Genomic DNA, 20,930 nt, shown 5'->3' on the forward strand with positions numbered 1-20,930 from the left:
GAGATCATCGCCGCCCCCATAGCCAAGCGATGTCGCGGGATATTAGGTCCGATGCCTCGGTGGGGGCAATCCGGCGCCAGCTTTAAAGGGTAATGAATTCTACGCCAGGTCGCCCACCGCAGCGTCCAGTAGAAGGAAGGTCCGTCCCGGGCCTGTGGCGAGGCGCGAGAGCACGGCGTAGCCCTCGGAGTCTTCTCGCGCGGCCTGGGCCAGTTGGCGGGCCATCTGGCGGACATAGCGCTCGGCGTCGGCCTTCAGGTCGGCGTCACTGAGGACGCGGCGCGATACGCTGCGCACCGCCGCCGGAGCGATGCGACGCACGATATGGCGCGCGCGGTCAGGCTCCCCATCCTGGAAGGCGGCCGCCGCCTCCTCCACGCGGGAGCGCGGCAGCAGGGCGTTGGGGTCAACGCCCATGCGGCGAATGGCCTCGGTGATGCTTTCTCCCAGAGATTCATCATCGGCCACGGGAGTTTCCAGAGTCAGCGGCGGCTCCTGGCCCTCATTCTCGATCAGGTCCTTCCAGCTGAGACTGCGCCTGCCGTCGCCCTCGGCTTTTGGCGCCGGCGCCGCCGGTTCCAGCTTCAGCCGGCCCCGCAGGCCGAACCCCCCTGATGAATCGTCTTCCCTCTCGGGCTGAGCCGGACCGTCGGGGGGGGATTTTTTGGTCTCCGGCGCCTTGTCCGCGAGGGATTCGCGGCGGCGCTGGGCGGCCACGGGCGAGTCGCCGGAGACGACGCCCATGAGCCGCACCGCCTCGGACAGCATGTCGTAGTTGCGTTTGACACGCTCCTGAAAGGCCGCGTCCAGGGCCTCGGTGTCCTCTGCGGCCTTGCGCGAGGCCTGGCTCAGCGCCTTCAGGCCCTCCTCAACCGTGGCGCGCACCTCGTCGATGCGACTGCGGGCTTCTTCCGGCATGCGGGCGGCGCGGGCGTCCAACTCGCCCATGGCGTCGTCCACCTGGCCCATGACCACGTTCAGCTTCTCGACGGTCAGTTCCAGCCTTTCCACGGCCTTCTGGCCGGCCTCATCGACCAGGGACGAGGTTTCATCCACGATGCGGCGGGCCCCCTCAATGCGGCTGTCGGCGGCGTGGTCCGCTTTCTGCGCGGCGGCGTAGAGCGCCTCGCCAAGGATGTCGGCGCGGGCCTGGGCCTGGTCGGCGGCCTCGGCGGCGGCGGCGCGGGACTCCGCGGCCACGGCGTTGAGCGCTTCCATCGCCCGGCGCGCCTCTTCGGCCACGGTGTCCCGGGCGTCGGCGGCCAGGGCCTCGAAGCGATCCAGCGCCTTGCGGGTGGCCCCGTCGAAGGCTTCGGCCTCACGGCTCGACAATTCGCTGAGCGCGCGGAACTGGTCGGCGGCCGCCTCCACCAGATCCCGCAACACGTCGACGCTGCGCGAGGAGGTCTCGGACAATTCGCCCTCTGCGGATCGCGCCGCGGACAGGGTTTCGATCAATTGAGCGCGCTGGCTCTCGACCTGGGCCGAGAAATCCTCCTGATCGGTGCGCAGGGCGTAGGCGGCGGTGACGAGTGCAGCGCGCTGCTGGCTCAAGCCTTCCTCGACCGACTGGATTTGTTCGGCGACGCCGGAGCCGGCGTTCTCCAGCCGCAGGGTCTGGCGCGACAGATCGTCTGCGGCCAGGCGGGCGGCGTCCTGCGCCTCTCCGGCGGCGGCGGCCATGTCTGCGGCGCGCGCGGCCAGGGCGGCTTCGGCCTCGCGGAGTTGGGTCTGGGCCAGGTCGGAGGCGTCCACAACCATGCGGGACTGTCGCTCCACTGCGTCCACGACTCCGGCGGCCTGCTTCTCAAGTTCGCTGGACAGGGCCTGCAGGCTGGTCCGCTCGCCGCTCAGTTGCTCGGACAGGCGACGGGCCGAGCGCTGGGCGGTTTCCGCCGCCTCGGTCAGGCGCTCGGTTTCTTCGCCAAGGGCCTGACGCAGGGTAGCCAACTCGGTGCGGGCGCGTTCGACCGCCAGGGTGGCCTGATCGATATCGCCGCGCAGGGCGGTGACCATGACGCCCGTCTGTTGGGCGGCGAGGGCGGTGGGGGCGATCATGGCGTCAGCGAGGGCGCGGGCCCGTCTGGTTTCTGCCGAAAGCAGGGCTCCTTGGCGGACCGCCTGCGCCAGAAGGATGGCCAGGCCGGCGGGGGCCAAGGCCAGCAAGGCGTAGATGGCGATCTGGATAGGCTCAAGGCCGCGGAAGCCTGCTCCGGTCTGGAACGCGGCCCAGGCGGCGACGCCGCCGATCCACAGCACCACCGCCAGGGCGGCGATCAGATAGGCGTGACGGCTGCCGGCCGGCGCCACCTGCACAGTTGGCAGGCCGGTCACGGCCGGGGGCGGGGGCGTCTCCTCCAGAGTTGCGGGCGGTTGCGGCGTCTCTTCGCTCATCTGGGCGCGGATGTCGGCCATGGCGGCCGCCACGGCGGCTTCCTCGGCTTCGCGGGCGAGGCGCTGTTCCTCGTCCTCGGCCTCGCGGGCCTTGCGTTCCTGCTCGGCCAGACGGCGTCGCTGACGCTCCGACATCGGTCGCTCGGATGGCGTGCGCGGACTCGACGTCACGCCGGGCCCGGCCTCGACCGCCTCTGGCGGGGCGTCCGCCTGGGCTTCCGGTTTGGTCGACAGCCGGCTGCGTTTGGTCATGAACAGGCCTCGTGGTCCGGCAGCGCGCATCGCCGGACGCGTTCAGTTTCGCGCGAAGGGTGAAACTAGCGACTCATGACCGCCGCGCAAAGGCGACATCGCCCCGGGGACGGAGGATTCGACGTATCCGTCGCTTTGAGTCAGCAGTTCCGGGCTGGAGGACCGGCGCTCAGATCGGCGACCGGCTCGGGGCAGTCGGCCACGCGCCGCACTTCACGGTCGGCGGCACGAGGCACGTTCAGATCCACGCCGAATTGCGCCAGCGCCGTCGCGGCGATGGCGGCCACCAGGCCGACGATGATCTGGATCAGCGCCTGCATCGCCGATCTCTCCCCTGTCTTGCTTCATGTATTATAGCCTCAAAGGGAGCTTGGCCGCAACCTTTGCCATATTCGCCGGGCTTGACGGAACTCTGCGCGGACTGGAGCGTCTAGGAAGCGCGGGCGGCGCCGGGAAAATCGTCACGACACCGCGATAATCAGGGCGGGTATGACTCAAAAGGATACATGGCTGAAGCCGGGCGAGACGTGCTGGCGAGTGGAGCGCGCAAACCGGTTTTCAGTGCTGGTGGAGAACGCCGCCTATTTTGACGCCCTGTCCTCGGCGCTGAGCAAGGCCAGGCGCTCCATCGTGGTGCTGGGCTGGCAGTTCGATCCCCGCACCCGGCTGAACCCCGAGACCCGGCCCGGGGATCGCCAGGCCGAGATCGGCCATCAGATCCGCATGATGATCAAGCAGAACCCGGATCTGGATATCCGCCTGCTGATCTGGAAATCGCCGCTGCTCATCGCGGCGTCGCAAGGCTTCTTTCCGCAGCGGGCCCAGCGGTGGTTCCGGCGGCGAACCGCGGACTTCCGCCTGGACAGCCCCGGGCCTCTGGGCGCTTGCCACCACCAGAAGGTGGTAGTGATTGATGACGCTGTGGCGTTCTGCGGCGGCGGCGACATCGCCACGGACCGATGGGACTCGGTTGAGCATCTGGATGGCGATCCGCGACGATGCATGCCGTCGGGGGCCATCGCCCCGCCCCGACACGAGGTCATGTGCGTGGTGGACGGGCCGGCGGCCAGGACGCTGGGCGATCTGGCGCGGCGCCGCTGGTTTCGCGCCACGCGGGAAGCGGTCCTGCCTATTCAGCAGGAAGGGCTCGATCCCTGGCCCGAGGGCGTTGAACCCGACCTCACTGACGTCGAGGTGGGCGTGGCCCGCACCGATCCGGCCTGGGGTCGACGCGCCGAGGTGACGGAGAATCTGGCCCTTCATCTGGACGCCATTCGCCGGGCGAAGAGGCTGATCTACCTGGAGAACCAGTATTTCACCTCGCCGGTCATCGCCCGGGCACTGATCGAGCGGCTGACCGAACCAGGCGGACCGGAGATCGTTCTGATGTCCACCACCGAGAGCCCCAGCTGGTTCGATCGTCTGACCATGGACACGGCCCGTGCCGAGATTTTGATGCGGCTGAATGCGGCGGACCATGAGAACCGCTTCACCGCATTCTGCCCCCGGACGGAGGAGGGGCAGCGCATCATCGTCCATTCCAAGGTGACGATCATTGATGATGAGTTCCTGCGCATTGGTTCGACCAATCTCAACAACCGCTCGCAGGGCCTGGACACCGAATGTGACGTGGCCACGGTGGCCGACACGGACGAGGGGCGCGCCTTCGTGCAGCGGCTGCGGCAGCGACTCATTTCCCATTTCATGGGAGTCGAGGTTGAAGCCTATGGCGCCGCCGAAGCTCTGTCGCCGTCCGTGGGCCAGACCATTCTGTCGCTGGGCGATGGCCGCGTATTTCAACTGGGCGTGGAGCCGCCGACCCGCTTCGACCGGTTCATGGCCGAATGGCAACTAGGCGACCCCCACGGCTCCTATGACGCATGGTGGCCCTGGCTGAGGCGGCGGCGGGGTCGTCAGGCATGGCTGGAGGCGGCCGCGGCGGAGACCTCGAAGTCGATCACCAGCGGCAGGTGATCCGACGCCATGCGCGCCAGGGGTGAGGTCCCCGTCCGCGCGCCCGTGACCCGGATGTCCTCGCTGACGAAGCAGTGGTCGATACGAATGGCGGGAAATCCTGAGGGAAAAGTCTTCAGGCTCGGCCTGAGCCCCAGGCGGCGCTGGGCGTCGTCCAGACGTCGGGTGAAGAGCTGATAGGGGCGCGTGATGGACGTGGCGTTGAAGTCTCCGGTCAGGATCACCGGACCCTCCAGCCTGGGGGACCCGATCCAGTCACGGCCCATCAGGGCGGCGGCCTGAAGGCGCTGTTCGCGCGGGATCAGGCCCAGGTGGGTGTTCATGACATTGATCTCGACCCCGTCCACCTGGATCAGACTCCACAGGGCCCCGCGCGGCTCCAGCCCCTTGAGACCGGCCAGGGTCGGCAGGGCGTCGGCGCGCACCAGGGTCTCGGGCAAACGGGTCAGGATGGCGTCCCCGTACAGCTCCTTCTCCACCCGCATGGCGGGGTGGAACTGGAAGCTCATGTTCAGCCGTTCGGCGATGGCGTGGGCCTGGTCCACGCCCCCGGTGCGGGCGCGGCCTACGTCCAGTTCCTGCAGGCAGACGATGTCCGGATCCAGCTCCGCGATGACGCCGGCGATGCGGCCGACGTCCAGCTGCCGGTCCACGCCGACGCAACGGTGCACATTGTAGGTGAGAAGTCGGGCCATGAACGCGGAACCATAGAGCGATGGGATGAAGCTTTTGAGCCCCAAAAGCGGCCCGAATTGTATCAGATTTCCACAAGCCGGTCGGGAAGCTCGTTCCGGTCGCTGGAGGTTGCCGGGAAATGCCCGCTGAGAACCTGTCCGCAGAGGGCGATGGCGGCTTCATAGCCCTCGGCGGCGCGATCATCCCCTAGGTGGCGGGCCAGCGCCGCCACCGCGTCCATCCACACGCCGGAGTCGACCACGTCATGGATGGCCTTGTCGGCGATGATTTCCACGTGATGATCGAACGCACTGGCGAAGATCAGCACTCCAGTGCGATTTTCGGTGACGTGCAGGCCGTGCGCCAGGAACTGGTTCATGGCCGCGCGGCGGCACCGGCTCGCGCGCAGGGTACGGGGCGTCATCCATCGCCGCACGTCGGGAATGCACCCGATGAGACAGACAAAGGCGAAGACTAACAACTGAAAGGCCGCATAGGCCGCCAGGGTCAGGGCGACGGTGATCTCCGTGGCCGCCAGATGGGCGGCCGTCCATCCGGCGGAAAAGCCCGGCAGCCAGGCCGGGTTGAATCCGAACGGGATCATGAGGACCGGCAAGACCAGGGCCAGGCCTGCGGCCCAGGCGATGACCACGTCCGCGTGCTGGGAAACCCGGTGGGCGAAGACGCAGAAGATTTCCCCCGAGGTCGATCTTTCCGCTTCGCGGATGGCGGCGGTGATACGGGCGTGCTCCTCCCGGCCGAACTTCATCTCACCATCCTCCCGAGGCGCCGCCGCCGCCGAAGCTGCCGCCCCCGCCGCTGAATCCGCCCCCGCTGGTGAAACCTCCGCCCGACCGCCCGCTCGTGCGGCTGCGCGCGGCCTCGGTGGCGGCCCAGATCAGGATGGGGGTGAGTCCGTCCGCGCGCCGCCGTCCGCGCCGCCCCGGGGCCCGGGCTGCGGACACCGCCCCGACGCCGCCCAGCAACAGGAAGACGCCGATGAGGATCAGCACCCCCCAGATCATGCCCGGTTCGGGCCGCCCTGCGGAGTCCGCCCGCGCGAGCGCCTCGCTTTCCTCAAGGGTCATCTGGGTGATCAACGCGTCGACGCCCTGTGTGATTCCGCGTTCGAATCCCGCCTGTCGGAACGCCGGCAGCATGTCCTCGTGGATAATCCGGGCCGACAGGGCGTCGGTCAGGATGGGCTCGAGCCCGTATCCCACCTCGATCCTCACCTTGCGCTCATTGGGCGCTACGATGAGCAGCACGCCATTGTCGTTTTCACCTTGTCCGATGCCCCAGGCCCGGCCCAGCCGGTAACCGTAATCCTCGATGGGATACCCCTGAAGGCTGTTCACCGTCACGACCACCAGTTGATGGGTGGTCTCGGCCTCCAGCGCTTCCAGTTGCGCGCTGAGGGCCGCCTCGCGATCGGCCGAGAGAAGACGCGCCTCGTCCACGACCCGACCGCTCAGGGTCGGAAAGGTCTGGGACAGGGCGGGCATGGCGGCCAGCCAGACCGCCGTCAGCGCTATGATCCAGAGGCGCGGACGCAGGCTCACCGGCCGGGCGCGGTCTGGCTGGCGGCGGCAGGCGGCGCGTCCAGATTGAAGTTCACCTCGGGTGCGGTCTGCGCCGCTTCAGTCGCCTCGAAGGGCTGCATGGGTTCGGAACCTCCGTGGAGGGTGCTGGCCCAGACCACGCCGGGGAAGGTGCGCAGTTCTGTGTTGTAGTCGCGCACAGCCTCATTGTAGTCGCGCCGGGCGATGGCGATGCGGTTCTCGGCGCCTTCAAGCTGGGACTGCAGTTCGAGGAAATTGCGGTTGGACTGCAGCTCCGGATAGGCCTCGACCACCATCAGCAGGCGAGACAGGGCGCCGGCAAGTTCGGACTGGGAGGCCTGGAACGCCTGCATGGCGGCGGCGTCGTCGGGGCTGACATTGACCGAAGTGGCACGGGCGCGGGCCTCGATCACCTCATTCAGCACCGTGCGCTCCTGCACCGCCGACGCCTGGACCGTGGCCACCAAATTGGGCACCAGATCGGCGCGGCGCTGATACTGGCTCTGCACATCGCCCCAGGCGGCGCGCGCCCGCTCTTCCTTGGTGGGGATGGCGTTGACGCCGCATCCGGCCAATGCCGGGATCATGGCCAGGGCGATAATCACGCCCACCCGGGAACGCTTCAGGGTCATCATGGAATCTCCCGCCTGCCTTGGAAGACTATTCCCCGCCGATGAGAGCAGTTCAAGCATCAGGAAGGGCAGGGTCCAGCCCGGCGGCGCGGCAGGCGGCCGTCCAGGTGTTCATCAGCAGGCAGGCGATCGTCATGGGCCCGACCCCGCCGGGGACCGGGGTGATGGCGCCGGCGACATCCAGAGCCTCGGCGAAGGCCACGTCACCCACCAGGCGAGTCTTGCCCTGGACGGCTTTTTCGGGATCTGAAGAAGGTACGCGGTTGATGCCCACGTCGATCACCGTGGCGCCCGCCTTGATCCAGTCGCCCTTGATCATCTCCGGCCTGCCCACGGCGGCCACCAGAATGTCTGCGGTGCGGCAAAGGGCTGGCAGGTCGCGGGTGCGCGAGTGGGCCACAGTGACGGTGCAGCTTTCGGCCAGCAGCAACTGGGCCATGGGTTTCCCCACGATGTTGGAGCGCCCGACGATGACAGCATTCAGACCCGTCAGGTCACCCAGCTGATCCTTAAGCAGCATGACGCTGCCCAGCGGGGTGCAGGGAACCAGCCCCGGAAGGCCCACGGCAAGCCGACCCGCATTGACCACATGAAAGCCGTCCACATCCTTGTCCGGGTCGATGGCCCCCAGGACGGCGGCGGAATCGATATGATCGGGCAGGGGCAACTGCACCAGAATGCCATGGATGCCTGGATCGGCGTTCAGGTCCGATATCAGGTCCAGCAACTGATCCTGCGAGGTTTCGGCGGGCAGGCGGTGGGTGTTCGAGCGCATGCCGGCGGCCTGCGTCCTTTCGCCCTTGTTCCTTACATAGATCTGGCTGGCCGGGTCTTCGCCCACGATGACCACCGCCAGACCGGGCTTGAGGCCGTGGCGGGTCTGCAGATCAGCCACCGCGAGGGTGATCCGGCCCACCAGCAGGTCAGCGAAAGCCTTGCCGTCGATGCGTTTCGCTTCGGCCATGATCGTCCTCGTGAGAAATCGTGTGCGCGGGGCGATTTACAGGCGTAGCGGTTCTGCGTCTATGATCAGCGGGAACTCAACGGGGATTCACTCATGCCGTCCATCCGCATCCGCCTCGCCTGCGCGAGCGCACTGGCCCTGGTCATGGCGGCTGCCCCGTCGATGGCCCAGGACGCGCCCTGGCTGACGGCGGGTCAGCCCGTCACGGGCATGCTGGAGCAAGGTGACGCGTACGGCCCGGTGGGGTCATGGTCCGAGGAAGACCATCTGTACGACGACTACCTTATCCGCGCCGGGCCGACCCACCGGCTGGATATCAGTCTTACGTCCGATGATTTCGACTCCTACCTCTCGGTCTATCGCGAGGGGGAGCACGCGGATCTGACGCCCCTGGCCAGTGACGACGACAGCGGCGGGTACCCGCACGCCCTGCTGCGCTTCGCCCCGGACATGGACGGTACCTATCGTGTCCGGGTGCGTGGTTTCAGCCCGACAGCGGCGGGCGCCTACCAGTTGACGCTGACCGAGCGGGCCCCGTCGCCACCGGAACCGGCGGCCACCCGCATCGCGCGCGGCGCTGAAGTCAGGGGCGAATTGGAGCAGGGTGATCCGCAACTGCCGGATGACGAACTCTATGACGTCTATGTCTTCGCCGCCCAGGCGAACGAGCGGTTCCAGATCCGTCTCGCGTCCGAGGATTTTGATCCCATCGTCTATGTCGGCCGGGGCACGGGTTCGGGTTTTGAGCAACTCGCCCTGAATGACGATTCGGGTGACGGGACCCTGAATTCCCGGCTCAATTTCACGGCTCCGGCGAGGGGCGACTATGTAATTCGCGCCGCCGCCCTGCATTCGGGGGGCGCGGGGTCCTATGTCCTGTCCCTGGGCGACGCGCCCGCGCCGGGTCCCGTGCGGCCCATCGCCGTCGGCGACTCCATCTCAGCCGAGATTGGCCCCGACGCCACGGAGGATGACAACGGCAATTTCTACGCAGGCTACAGCTTCCGGGCCCGGGCGGGGCAGCGAGTGGCCTTCGCCATGGCGTCGGAAGACTTCGACACCTACCTGGATCTGGGCCAGATGGTCGATGGCGGATTTGAGGGTATCGCCTATGACGATGATGGCGGGGAAGGTCTGAACTCGCGTCTGGTCCACACCTTCGCCGAGTCGGGAGACTACGAGCTTCGCGCCCGATCGTTCAGCGGGGGGAGCACGGGCGCCTACACTCTGGACGTCACTGAAGTCGAGCCGGACCCCGAGCCCGCGCCCCTGGCCTTCGGTCGATCGGTGCAGGGCGAGATCAGCGACAGCAGCGCGCAGGACTCATCCGGCGGTCGCTTCGACGCCTATCGGTTCAGGGGCCAGGAAGATCAGCGCGTCCAGATCGTCATGCGGTCGGGCGATTTCGACTCCTACCTGGAAATCGGATCAGCCGAGGGTGAGTTCGTCGCCCTGGCCTATGACGACGACGGCCTGGGCGAGGGGCTGAACTCGCGCCTGAACTTCACCATTCCGGAGACGGGCGATTACATCGTGCGGGCGCGACCGCTGGGCAGAAGCGGACGCGGGCTCTATGCGCTGGAACTGACTGATCGCGGTCCTGCGCCGGTGGCCGGCAGTCTGATGATCGGGGCCACCGTGCGCGGCCGTCTTGATGATACCGACAGCATGGCCGCCGGGGACGCCAGTTTCTACGACGACTATCGATTCCAGGCGCGTGCGGGGGAACGGCTGCGCATCACCATGGTGTCCAACGAGTTTGACGCCTTCCTGGCCCTGGGCCGCGGGCTGGCCGAGGACTTCGTGCTGCTGGCCTCGGATGACGACGGGCTGTCGGACACCAATTCCCTGATCGAGCACGAGATCGACGAGACGGGCTGGTACACCCTGCGGGCCAACAGCTATGCGCCCAACTCCACGGGCGCCTACGTCATCAGCATCGAGCGCCGGGAGTAGGGTCAGCCCAGCGCCACATCGTCCGGGCAGAGGAACGCCAGTCCGCCGCGCTCGATGACCTCGGCGGCGGACTGGATATGGTCGGCGAAATACCGATCCGTGGGGATGGCCGTGGCCACAGTGCGCAACTGGTCCAGCGCCTGTTCCAGCGGCGGCGAGGACTTCAGCGGGCGATGGTGCTCCATCCCCTCGGCGGCGGCCAGCAGTTCCACCGCAAGGATGTTGGCGACGTTGTCGGCCATGTCGCCCAGCCGCCGCGCACCGTGGGTGGCCATGGAGACATGGTCCTCTTGACCGGCCGAGGTGGGAATGGTGTCCACCACCGCCGGGTGGGCCAGCATCTTATTCTCGGAGGCCAGGGCGGCGGCCGTGACCTGGGCGATCATGAAGCCCGAGTTCAGGCCCGGGTCGCTGGTCAGGAAGGCGGGCAGGCCGCTCATTTTGGGGTCGATCAGTATGGCCACCCGGCGTTCGGACAGGCTGCCGATCTCGGCGATGCACAGGGCCAGCTGGTCGGCGGCGAAGGCCACCGGCTCGGCGTGGAAATTGCCGCCTGACAGCACGTCGCCCGTTTCGGGGAAGACCAGCGGATTGTCGGTGGCGGCGTTGGCCTCGATGACCAGGGTGCGGGCCACGGCGCGCATGACGTCGAGGATGGCGCCCATGACCTGGGGCTGGCAGCGGAACGAGTAGGGGTCCTGCACCTTCAGGCAGTCATCGCGGTGGCTGTCGCGGATGGGACTGTCGGCCATCAGGGCCCGCAGGGCGGCGGCTGTGTCCATCTGGCCCGGCTGACCGCGCAGGTCGTGGATGCGGGCGTCGAACGGGGCGTCGGAGCCCTTCAACGCGTCAGTGGACATGGCGCCCGTGACCAGCGCCGAGCGGAACAGGGTTTCGGCGCGGAACAGACCCACCAGCGCCAGCGCTGTGGAGCACTGGGTGCCGTTCAGCAGGGCCAGGCCTTCCTTGGCGGCGAGGACCACGGGCTGCAGGCCCGCCTTTTCCAGCGCGACGTTCGCCGGCTCCCACGCGTCCTCGAACCAGACCTTCTGGCGCGGTTCGCCGATCATGGCGGCGGCCAGATGGGCGAGAGGGGCCAGATCGCCCGAGGCGCCAACCGACCCCTTGGCCGGGATCAGGGGGACCAGCCCCCGGTTCAGCATCTCGGCCAGCAACTGCACCGTCTGTCGCCGCACGCCCGAGACGCCGCGCGTCAGGGACGCGACCTTCAGCGCCATGATCAGGCGCACGGTCTGGTGGGCCAGCGCCGCGCCGACGCCGCAGGCGTGGGACAGGACCAGGTTCTTCTGCAGGGTCTCCAGATCCGCGTCGTCGATGCGGGTGTTGGCCAGCAGGCCGAAGCCGGTGTTGACCCCGTAAACCGTGCGGCCGCTCTCCACGATGTCCGACACCGTGGCCGCGCCTTGATCCAGCAGGTCGAGGGCCGCGGGGGCGATGGCCATGGGCGTGTGTTCTGTGGCCAGGGTGCGCAACTGATCCAGCGTCAGGCGGTCGGCGCCGATGGTGATGCTCATCGGGCGGCCTCCAGCGAGGGCAGGTTCAGGCCGTGCTCGCGCGCGGCGTCCCGGGCGATGTCATACCCCGCGTCGGCGTGGCGCATGACGCCGGTGGCCGGGTCGTTCCACAGGACCCGCTCCAGTCGCTTCGCCGCCTCGGGCGTGCCGTCGGCGACGATGACCACGCCGGAGTGCTGGGAGTATCCCATGCCCACCCCGCCGCCATGGTGCAGCGACACCCACGAGGCGCCCGAGGCCGTGTTCAGCAAGGCGTTCAGCAGGGGCCAGTCCGACACGGCGTCGGAGCCGTCCATCATTGATTCCGTCTCGCGATTGGGGCTGGCCACCGATCCGGAGTCCAGATGGTCCCGTCCGATGACGATGGGGGCCGACAGTTCGCCCGACGCCACCATCTCGTTGAACATCAGCCCCGCCCGGTGCCGGTCGCCGAGGCCGATCCAGCAGATGCGCGCCGGCAAGCCCTGGAAGGCGATGCGCTCGCCCGCCATGTCCAGCCAGCGGTGCAGCCCGGCGTTGTCCGGGAATAGGCGCTTCATGGCCGCGTCGGTCTTACGGATGTCCTCGGGGTTTCCCGACAGCGCCGCCCAGCGGAACGGCCCGATCCCCCGGCAGAACAGGGGGCGAATATAGGCGGGCACGAAGCCCGGAAAGGCGAAGGCGTCGGTCACGCCCTCGTCGAAGGCCACCTGACGGATGTTGTTGCCGTAGTCCGTGGTGGGTACGCCCTGGCCATGGAAATCCAGCATGGCCTGCACATGCACCGCCATGGACGCGCGGGCGGCTTTTTCGACGGCGGCGGGGTCGGTCTGGCGCTTCGCCTCCCACTCGGCGGCGCTCCAGCCGGAGGGCAGATAGCCGTTGACCGGATCATGGGCGCTGGTCTGGTCGGTGACCAGATCGGGCCGCACGCCGCGGCGGATCAATTCAGGCAAAACATCCGCTGCATTGCCCAACAACCCGATTGATTGAGGCTTTTTGTCCTTGATGGATTGGTTCAGAAGCTCCAGCGCCTCATCAAGGGTATCGGCCGCCACGTCCAGATAGCGGGTGCGTAGGCGCATCTCGATGCGGCTGGCCTGGCACTCGATGGCCAGGCACGACGCGCCCGCCATGGTGGCCGCCAGAGGCTGGGCCCCGCCCATGCCGCCGAGGCCTGCGGTCAGGATCCACTTGCCCGACCAGTCGCCGCCGTAGTGCTGGCGGCCCGCCTCCATGAAGGTCTCGTAGGTGCCCTGAACGATCCCCTGGGTGCCGATGTAGATCCAGGACCCGGCGGTCATCTGGCCGTACATCATCAGGCCCTTGCGATCGAGCGCGTTGAAGTGCTCCCACGTGGCCCATCGGGGCACCAGATTGGAGTTGGCGATCAGCACGCGGGGCGCGTCTTCATGGGTGCGGAACACGCCCACGGGCTTGCCCGACTGCACCAGCAGGGTCTCGTCCGGCTCCAGCCGTGTCAGCTGGTCGACGATGCGGTCGAAGGACGGCCAGTCGCGCGCCGCCTTGCCGATGCCGCCATAGACCACGAGATCCTCGGGCCGCTCGGCCACCTCGGGGTCCAGATTGTTCATCAGCATGCGCAGGGCGGCCTCGGCGGCCCAGGTCTTCGCCGTCTTGTCCGGCCCGTGGGGGCTACGGACCACTCTCTTATTGGGGCGGTTGTTCTGTTGAGTCGTCATGGCTGTCTCTCTACGCTCTCCGACCATGACGACGAAAGACTCAGAGGCGCTTTCCTGGCGGTCCGTGGCCGACCTGCTCGGCGACCACCCCGACGCGCCCGTGGCCCTGATCGGGGCGCCGCTTAACGAGCGGTCGCTGACTCCGGGTCGCTGTGACCTCGGGCCAAAAGCCCTGCGCGCCGTGCTGCCGCGCCTGTCTGCGTATGATCTGGAGACGGAGGTCGAGCTGGACGTGCGGGTCCATGATGCGGGGGATGTGCCGCTGAAGGCCGTCTCCCCGGCCGACGCCTTCGAGCCGGTGCGCGACGCGATGGCGGCGCAGGCGCACCGGGCCCTGACGATCCTGATCGGGGGCAACAACGCCATCACCCGGCCAGCGGCCCACGCCTTGGGGCTGGAGCGCGTGGGGGTGCTGACCCTCGACGCCCACTTCGACCTGCGCGACACGGATCAGGGCCTGACCAACGGAAATCCGATCCAGGCGCTGCTGGACGACGGGCTGGACGGACGCCGCATCAGCCAGGTGGGTCTGGCCCCCTTCGCCAACACCCGCCGCGCCCACGAAAAGGCCATGGCCGCGGGCATCTCGGTGCGCACGGCGCGCGAGTGCCGTGATCAGGGACTGGCCGTTGTCGTGGCGCAGGAGCTGGAGCGGCTGTCGGGGCTTTGCGACGTCATCCATGTGGATTTCGACATCGATGTGATCGATCGCAGCCAGTGGCCCGCCAGCCCCGGCGCCCGGCCGGGTGGAGTGTCGGCGCAGGCCTTCTTCGACGCCGCCCGGGTGATCGCCGCCCATCCGAAGGTGCGGGCCGTAGACCTGACCGAATACGATCCCTCGCTGGAGCTGGGCGATCTGGGGAGCCTGACGGCGGGCCGCTGGTTCTGCGAAATCCTGGCCGGCGTGCAGGCCCGATGATCCGCGCCGACCGCCTCATCACCGATTGCCGCCTCGCCACCATGGTTGATGATGGCGAAGCCTATGGGGCCGTCGAGGACGGGGCGATCCTGATCCGGGACGGGGACATCGCGTGGGTCGGGGCGCGGACGGACCTGCCGCCTCATGATGCAGCCGAGACCGATCGATTGGACGGGCGCTGGGTCACGCCGGGGTTGATCGACTGCCACACCCATCTGGTGTTCGGCGGCGACCGGTCCGGCGAGTTCGAGCAGCGGCTGGGCGGCGCCACCTATGAGGAGATCGCCCGGGCGGGCGGGGGCATCGTCTCCAGCGTGCGCATGACGCGCGAAGCGTCGGAGGACGATCTGGTCGCCTCGGCGCTGAAGCGGCTGGCCGGGCTGAAGGCCTCGGGCGTCACCACCGTGGAGATCAAGTCCGGCTATGGGCTGGACCGGGACAGCGAGCTGAAGATGCTGCGCGCCGCCCGGCGGGTGGGCGCAGAGGGCGGGGTGCGGGTGGCGACCAGCTATCTGGGCCTGCACGCCGTGCCGCCGGAGTTTCGCGAGGACCGCGCCGCCTATGTGGATCTGGCGGTGGACGAGATCCTGCCCGCCGCCCACGCCGAGGGGCTGGTGGACGCGGTGGACGCCTATTGCGAGCCCATCGCCTTCTCCACCGAGGAGGTGGGGCGGCTGTTCGACAAGGCCAGGGCGCTGGGCCTGCCGGTCAAGCTGCACGCGGATCAGCTGTCCAACGGCGGCGGGGCGGCGCTGGCGGCGCGATACGGGGCCCTGTCGGCGGACCACATCGAATATGCCGACGAGGCCGGCATCGCGGCCATGGCCAGGGCGGGGGTCGCAGCCGTGCTGCTGCCCGGCGCCTTCCTGATGCTGCGGGAAGAGACACCGCCGCCCATCGAGGCCTTGCGCGGCCATGGGGTGAGCATGGCGGTGGCCACGGACTGCAACCCCGGCACCTCGCCTGTGGCGTCCCTGCTGGCGGCCATGACCCTGGCCTGCGTGCAGTTCCGCCTGACGCCCGAGGAGGCTCTGGCCGGCGCCACGCGGCATGCGGCGAAGGCGCTGGGCATGGCGGATCGCATCGGCACGCTGGAGGTGGGCAAGGCGGCGGACCTGGCGGTGTGGGACATCAATCGGCCGGGGGAGCTTTGCTACTGGCTGGGCGCGCCGCTGCTGCATCGCCGCTACGCGGCTGGCCGGCCGGATTGACAGCCGGGTCGAAAGCGCGCGCCTTGGGAGAGGGAGGATGACGCCATGCTGATCGCCATTTTGGGGGCCCTGACGCTGATCAGCCCCGCGCCCGCGCCACAGGCCGCAGTGGACCTGTCGTGGCTGGAAGGCCGCTGGAGCGCCTGCGCGAACGGGCGCGAGACGGTGGAGGTCTGGTCGCGGGCGGATGACGGGCTGCTGTTCGGCCATTCGACAACCCGGCGCGGTGGGCGCATCGCCGAATGGGAGCAACTTCGGATCGTCACGCGGGACGGTGTGACGGTCTATCAGGCCATGCCGGGCGGCCGGGCGGCGGTGCACTTCGTGCTGGTTGATCAGGTTCCGGAGGGCGCAGTGTTCGAGAACCGTGACAACGACTGGCCCAACATCATCGTCTATGAGCGGCACGAGACGGGCCTGACGGCGACGGTGCGGGGGCTGGACGGCGAGGACGAGCCGCAGATGCGCTGGGATTATGTGGCGGCGGACGCCTCGACGGGGTGTGACTGATCCCGTGAGCATGCGGACGGACACCGACGTCGTCATCCTGGGCGGCGGACACAATGGACTGGTGTGCGCCTTCTATCTGGCGCGGGCCGGGCTGAAGGTGACGGTGCTGGAGCGGCGCGGCGTGGTGGGCGGCGCGGCGGTGACGGAGGAATTTCATCCGGGCTTCCGCAACTCCACCGCCAGCTACACGGTCAGCCTGCTGAACCCGAAAATCATCGCCGACATGGGCCTGACGGGTCGCGGCCTGCGGGTGGTCGAGCGGAAGGTGGGCAATTTCCTGCCGCTGGACGACAGCCAGTATCTGCTGGCGGGGGAGGGGCGGACCCAGGCCGAGGTGGCGAAGTTCTCCACGCGGGACGCGGAGCGGCTGCCCCAGTACGAGAGGCGGCTGGAGGCGGTGGCGGATGTGTTGCGGGGTCTGATCCTGACCACCCCGCCCAATGTGGCGGAGGGCGGCTGGGCCGCGGCGATCCCGGAGATGCTGAAGGCCGCGTCGGTGGGGCGGCGGGTCGCTGGTCTGGATACGACGGCGCGGCGCGATCTGCTGGACCTGTTCACCAAATCGGCGGGCGACTGGCTGGATGGCTGGTTCGAGAGCGATCCGGTCAAGGCGCTGTTCGGCTTCGACAGCGTGGTGGGAAACTACGCCAGTCCCTACACGCCGGGCTCGGCCTATGTGCTGCTGCACCATGTGTTCGGCGAGGTGAACGGCAAGCGTGGCGTCTGGGGCCACGCCATCGGCGGCATGGGGGCGATCACCCGGGCCATGGCGGCGGCGTGCGCCGAACAGGGCGTGGACATTCGCCTGGACAGCCCTGTGGCCGAGGTGCTCACCGAAACGGGCCGGGCCGTCGGGGCGGTGACGGAGGCGGGCGAGATCGTCCGTGGGCGGGCCGTGGTGTCGAACCTGCATCCGCGCCTGCTGTTCGAGCGGCTGGTGGACCCGGCGGTGGTCCCGGCGGACTTCCGTGAGCGGATCGGCGCCTATGCGTCCGGGTCCGGGACCTTCCGAATGAACGTGGCCCTGTCGGAACTGCCGCGCTTCACCTGCCTGCCGGAGCGGAGCGACCACCTGACGGCGGGGATCATTATCGCGCCCAGCCTTGCCTACATGGACCAGGCCTTCATGGACGCGCGACGGGACGGCTGGTCGACGGCGCCGATCGTGGAGATGCTGATCCCCTCGACCCTGGACCACAGTCTGGCGCCGGCGGGCGCGCACGTGGCCAGCCTGTTCTGCCAGCATGTGGCGCCGGTGCTGTCCGACGGCCGGTCGTGGGATGACCACCGGGACGAGGTGGCCGACCTGATGATCGATAAGGTGGATCGTCTGGCGCCCGGGTTCCGGGCGTCTGTGGTGGGGCGGCTGTCGCTGACGCCGCTGGATCTGGAGCGGCGGTTCGGCCTTGTGGGCGGGGACATCTTCCACGGACGGCTGAGTCTGGACCAGCTGTTCAGCGCGCGGCCGGTGCTGGGACACGGCGATCACCGCATGCCGGTCCCCGGCCTCTATCTGTGTGGATCAGGCGCGCATCCGGGCGGCGGCGTGACCGGGGCGCCGGGGCACAATGCGGCGCGGGAAATCCTGAAGGATCTCAGGCGCGGGCGACGTTGAGGGCGCCCAGCATGGCGTCGCGAACGGCGGCCTCGCTGAAGGGCTTCTGAATGGCGGGCACGCCGCGCCATTCCGGCGGCAGTCCGGCCTCGCCATAGCCGGTCGAGAACACCATGGGGATGCCGCGGCGGGCCAGAGCCTCGGCCACCGGAAAGACCTGCCGGCCAGCCACATTCACGTCCAGCAGCGCCAGGTCCAGACCGGGCTCGTTCTGGGCCTTGTCGACGCCCTCATCCACGGTGGAGACGGGACCGACGGGGATGCAGCCCATGTCCTCGAGAATGGTTTCCAGCAGCATGGCGACGAGGGACTCATCTTCGACCACCAGGACCTTGCGGCCCTCCAACGCGTTACTCATGCCCGTCGCCCCGATCCAGCGGAATGGATATTTCCGCATTAAAGCCGTCACTTGCGTAGACGAGTTTCGCATCGCCCGCCAGATCGTGACGGACATTCCTTTCGATCAGGCGACTGCCGAATCCCCGTCTGCTAGGCTGGCTCACCGCCGGTCCGCCCTGTTCGCGCCAAAGGAGCACCAGCTTGCGATCTGTGAGATCCTGAACGCTCCAGTCCACGAACACCCGGCCGTCACCGGTGCTGAGGGCGCCGTATTTGGCGGCGTTGGTCGCCAGCTCGTGGAAGATCATCCCCAGAGACACGGCCATGGCGGGGGGCAAGGCGACCGGAGGGCCGTTCAGGATCACTCGATGGATCCCGTGCGCGAGGGTTTCATGCTGGAGAACGTCGCGCAGATCGGCGCCTTCCCAGTGGCTGCGGGTCAGGAGGTTGTGGGTGTGCGACAGGGCCATCAAGCGCGACTGGAAAGTTTCGGCGAAGCTGGCCGGGTCCTGGTGGGTCCGTGCGGTCTGCATGGCGATGGACTGCACCGTAGCAAGGGTGTTCTTCACCCGGTGGTTCAGTTCGTCGATCATCAGGCGCTGACGCTGATCTGCCTTGACCGTTTCGGTGACCTCATGACCCTGGACGAAGACGCCGACGATGCGACCCTCATCGCCGCGGATCGGCTGGTAGATGAAGTTCAGATAGACGTCTTCCAGATCGCCGCCTTTGCGGCGCTGTAACTGAAGCAGGCTGTCGCGGCCTTCATAGGTCTCGCCAGTGGTATAGACGTGGTCCAGGAGGCCGATGAAACCCTGATCCACCACCTCGGGCAGGGCTTCGCGCACGCGTTTGCCCAAGACATCCCGGTGGCCGATCAACTGGCCATAGGCGGGATTGGCCAGCTCGAAAACATGTTCCGGCCCACCCAGCACAGCCACGAATCCCGGCGCCTGCATGAAGAGGTCGTTCAGTTTGCGTCGTTCCGTTTCCAGCTTGCGATTGCTCTGCTGAACCTGCTGGGCCCGGGCCAGGACGCCGCCGCCGAGCGCCGCATCCAACGCAGTTGAGGGCGCGCCGGTGACCGCGCTGAGCTGTTGTCGCAAGCTTTCGATTTCGGTGATGTCGGTGGTGTGCTGAAGGACGAAAACGACCTTGCCTGTTTCATCCTTGATGGGCGTGTGCGTAGCGCTCCAGTAGCGATCCTCGTAGATCAACGCGCCCGTTGGGTCTTCATAAGGAATCGAGAACTGTACGATCGCCAGGTGATCGCGTTGACCGGTTTTGACGGCGTTGACGAGTGAGTCCCGAACCTGCCTTACGTTCTCTGGCGCGTCTTCGCTCGGCCCGGAATCGAAGGCTTCGAAAAGCGGTCGGCCGACGATCGCCTCGCGGCGGGCGTTGACCAGTTCGAGATAAGCCGCATTGGCGCCGGCGATCACCAGATCCGGAGTCACCAGCACATAGGCGTTGGGAGAGGCGTCAAAGGCTGCACCCAGATCCACCTTGTTCGCCAGTTGGCGCAAATCATCCCTCCATGGCGCGGGTGCTAACCCTGCGCCTTTTAGCAAGTCATGCGAACGATTCTATGCGGTTCGCGCAGAATGAGCATCCAGCGCCCGGATGAGGTGCGGTTCGAACGCCTTGGCGTCCGGGCCGGGCAGGTCCTTGAGAGCGCCAGTTTCGTGAAGATCAAACACCGCAGGATGCACATAGGATGAGCGGCACACAGCCGGGGTGTTTCCCAGAAGGCCGGCGACGGCCTTGAGGCACTGATTGCACTGACGTCTAGATTCGGTTTTCGAGGCCGGGGCGTCGCATTCGCGCAGAGCCCGGGCGGCGGAAACCGTCGCGGCCCATGTGCGGAAGTCCTTCGCCGAGAAATGCTCGCCCATGACGTTGCGGATGTAGGCGTTGACGTCATCAGAACTGACGGGGACCAGATCGCCGTCCGCGTCGCGGTACTTGAACAGGTGCTGACCCGGCAGATCGCGCAGCGCCTTGAGGATGCGGGCCAGACGGCGGTCGCGGACGGAGACAGTCTGGTCCACGCCGGACTTTCCGCGAAAGGCGAAGACCAGGGCGGAGCCGTCCACTTCCAGATGGCGCTTGTGCAGGGTGGTCAGGCCGAAGCTGCGGTTCTGGCGCGCATATTCCCGATTGCCGATGCGGATCAGGGTGATCTCCAGCAGTCTGACGGTGGTGGCGACCGCTTTCTCGCGGCCGGGGCCCCGTCGGGACAGGTCTTCCTCAACCTGGCGGCGCAGGCGGGGCAGGGCGCGGGCGAAGTCGGTCAGGCGGTGGAACTTGGCCTCGGAGCGGCCCTCGGACCAATCGGCGTGATAACGATACTGCTTGCGCCCCTTGGCGTCGCGACCGGTGGCCTGGATGTGGCCCCGGGCGCGCGGGCAGATCCACACATCAGTCCAGGCGGGCGGGATGGCCAGGGCCTTGATGCGGGCGAGAATTCGGGGGTCGGTGACCCTTTCGCCGTCCGCGCGGTGATAGGAAAATCCCTTGCCGCGCCGAACGCGGGTCAGGCCCGGCTGGTCGTCGGCGCACCAGGTCAGGCCCTGGGGCATCTGGTCCGGGTCGATGAAGGCGGAGCCGTCGGGCATGGCGGGTGATCTCGGTTCAGGCCAATCGCGAACACACGGGCGGCGCGAAGGGTTCCGCTTGACGTGGAGGGGCGTGAAGGCGAAGCCGCCGT

At 67.9% G+C, this 20,930-nt stretch carries 18 protein-coding genes; 6 read left to right on the forward strand and 12 right to left on the reverse strand.

Features of this window, described 5'->3' with window-relative positions; genetic code table 11:
- Window positions 1-99: 99 nt before the first annotated feature.
- Window positions 100-2,646 carry a tipN gene (locus tag ACK4FB_RS02665; RefSeq protein WP_409747555.1) on the reverse strand — a complete coding sequence of 849 codons (2,547 nt, stop codon included), beginning with the start codon at window positions 2,644-2,646 and terminating at the stop codon, window positions 100-102.
- A 140-nt stretch (window positions 2,647-2,786) separates the two neighbouring features.
- Entirely contained in the window at window positions 2,787-2,966 is a 180-nt protein-coding gene (locus tag ACK4FB_RS02670; protein ID WP_409747557.1) for a hypothetical protein, read from the reverse strand.
- A gap of 169 nt (window positions 2,967-3,135) precedes the next feature.
- Here ACK4FB_RS02670 and ACK4FB_RS02675 point away from each other — a divergent pair, with 169 nt between their 5' ends.
- Complete coding sequence (locus ACK4FB_RS02675) at window positions 3,136-4,620, forward strand: phospholipase D-like domain-containing protein (protein WP_409747559.1); 1,485 nt, start codon at window positions 3,136-3,138, stop codon at window positions 4,618-4,620.
- Here ACK4FB_RS02675 and ACK4FB_RS02680 read toward each other — a convergent pair.
- From ACK4FB_RS02680 to folD, 5 genes are all read right to left on the reverse strand, one after another.
- Complete coding sequence (locus tag ACK4FB_RS02680) at window positions 4,560-5,315, reverse strand: endonuclease/exonuclease/phosphatase family protein (protein WP_409747561.1); 756 nt, start codon at window positions 5,313-5,315, stop codon at window positions 4,560-4,562. The two genes, ACK4FB_RS02675 and ACK4FB_RS02680, sit on opposite strands and share 61 nt — an antisense overlap.
- A gap of 62 nt (window positions 5,316-5,377) precedes the next feature.
- The gene (locus tag ACK4FB_RS02685) at window positions 5,378-6,064 is read right to left on the reverse strand and encodes a TPM domain-containing protein (protein ID WP_409747563.1); all 687 of its coding nucleotides are present in this window, start codon (window positions 6,062-6,064) and stop codon (window positions 5,378-5,380) included.
- A gap of 1 nt (window position 6,065) precedes the next feature.
- Window positions 6,066-6,857 carry a TPM domain-containing protein gene (locus ACK4FB_RS02690; protein ID WP_409747565.1) on the reverse strand — a complete coding sequence of 264 codons (792 nt, stop codon included), beginning with the start codon at window positions 6,855-6,857 and terminating at the stop codon, window positions 6,066-6,068.
- Window positions 6,854-7,492 carry a LemA family protein gene (locus tag ACK4FB_RS02695; protein WP_409747567.1) on the reverse strand — a complete coding sequence of 213 codons (639 nt, stop codon included), beginning with the start codon at window positions 7,490-7,492 and terminating at the stop codon, window positions 6,854-6,856. The genes ACK4FB_RS02690 and ACK4FB_RS02695 overlap by 4 nt, the downstream gene beginning before the upstream one ends.
- 49 nt (window positions 7,493-7,541) lie before the next feature.
- On the reverse strand, window positions 7,542-8,453 hold the full coding sequence (folD, locus tag ACK4FB_RS02700; RefSeq protein ID WP_409747569.1) for a bifunctional methylenetetrahydrofolate dehydrogenase/methenyltetrahydrofolate cyclohydrolase FolD: 912 nt from the start codon (window positions 8,451-8,453) through the stop codon (window positions 7,542-7,544).
- A 93-nt stretch (window positions 8,454-8,546) separates the two neighbouring features.
- Between folD and ACK4FB_RS02705 the strand changes: the two genes are divergently transcribed.
- Complete coding sequence (locus ACK4FB_RS02705; RefSeq protein ID WP_409747571.1) at window positions 8,547-10,409, forward strand: PPC domain-containing protein; 1,863 nt, start codon at window positions 8,547-8,549, stop codon at window positions 10,407-10,409.
- Window positions 10,410-10,411: 2 nt separating this feature from the next.
- Here ACK4FB_RS02705 and hutH read toward each other — a convergent pair whose 3' ends face one another.
- Both hutH and hutU read right to left on the reverse strand, forming a co-directional pair.
- Entirely contained in the window at window positions 10,412-11,944 is a 1,533-nt protein-coding gene (gene hutH, locus ACK4FB_RS02710; protein ID WP_409747573.1) for a histidine ammonia-lyase, read from the reverse strand.
- Complete coding sequence (gene hutU / locus ACK4FB_RS02715; RefSeq protein WP_409747575.1) at window positions 11,941-13,626, reverse strand: urocanate hydratase; 1,686 nt, start codon at window positions 13,624-13,626, stop codon at window positions 11,941-11,943. Before hutU ends, hutH begins: the two co-directional genes overlap by 4 nt.
- Before the next feature lie 64 nt (window positions 13,627-13,690).
- Here hutU and ACK4FB_RS02720 point away from each other — a divergent pair, with 64 nt between their 5' ends.
- The 4 genes from ACK4FB_RS02720 to ACK4FB_RS02735 are packed head-to-tail and all read left to right on the forward strand — an operon-like array spanning window position 13,691 to window position 17,881.
- Window positions 13,691-14,545, forward strand: coding sequence for an agmatinase family protein (locus ACK4FB_RS02720; protein WP_409747577.1), 855 nt, complete (start codon window positions 13,691-13,693; stop codon window positions 14,543-14,545).
- A complete protein-coding gene (gene hutI / locus ACK4FB_RS02725) occupies window positions 14,545-15,756 on the forward strand; it encodes an imidazolonepropionase (protein WP_409747651.1) in 1,212 nt (403 codons plus the stop codon). The genes ACK4FB_RS02720 and hutI overlap by 1 nt, the downstream gene beginning before the upstream one ends.
- Before the next feature lie 45 nt (window positions 15,757-15,801).
- Entirely contained in the window at window positions 15,802-16,266 is a 465-nt protein-coding gene (locus ACK4FB_RS02730) for a DUF6265 family protein (protein WP_409747579.1), read from the forward strand.
- 10 nt (window positions 16,267-16,276) lie between these two features.
- A complete protein-coding gene (locus ACK4FB_RS02735; RefSeq protein ID WP_409747581.1) occupies window positions 16,277-17,881 on the forward strand; it encodes a phytoene desaturase family protein in 1,605 nt (534 codons plus the stop codon).
- On the opposite strand, the gene ACK4FB_RS02740 is transcribed toward ACK4FB_RS02735, so the two are convergent.
- Genes ACK4FB_RS02740 through ACK4FB_RS02750 form a run of 3 tightly spaced genes read right to left on the reverse strand, consistent with a single transcriptional unit; the run spans window position 17,862 to window position 20,838 of the window.
- Complete coding sequence (locus tag ACK4FB_RS02740) at window positions 17,862-18,239, reverse strand: response regulator (RefSeq protein ID WP_409747583.1); 378 nt, start codon at window positions 18,237-18,239, stop codon at window positions 17,862-17,864. The genes ACK4FB_RS02735 and ACK4FB_RS02740 overlap by 20 nt on opposite strands.
- Entirely contained in the window at window positions 18,232-19,791 is a 1,560-nt protein-coding gene (locus ACK4FB_RS02745; RefSeq protein ID WP_409747585.1) for a sensor histidine kinase, read from the reverse strand. The genes ACK4FB_RS02740 and ACK4FB_RS02745 overlap by 8 nt, the downstream gene beginning before the upstream one ends.
- Before the next feature lie 15 nt (window positions 19,792-19,806).
- The gene (locus ACK4FB_RS02750; RefSeq protein ID WP_409747587.1) at window positions 19,807-20,838 is read right to left on the reverse strand and encodes a DNA topoisomerase IB; all 1,032 of its coding nucleotides are present in this window, start codon (window positions 20,836-20,838) and stop codon (window positions 19,807-19,809) included.
- Window positions 20,839-20,930 lie beyond the last annotated feature (92 nt).

It is taken from the genome of Brevundimonas sp., from assembly GCF_046299535.1.
Taxonomy (GTDB): Bacteria; Pseudomonadota; Alphaproteobacteria; order Caulobacterales; family Caulobacteraceae; genus Brevundimonas.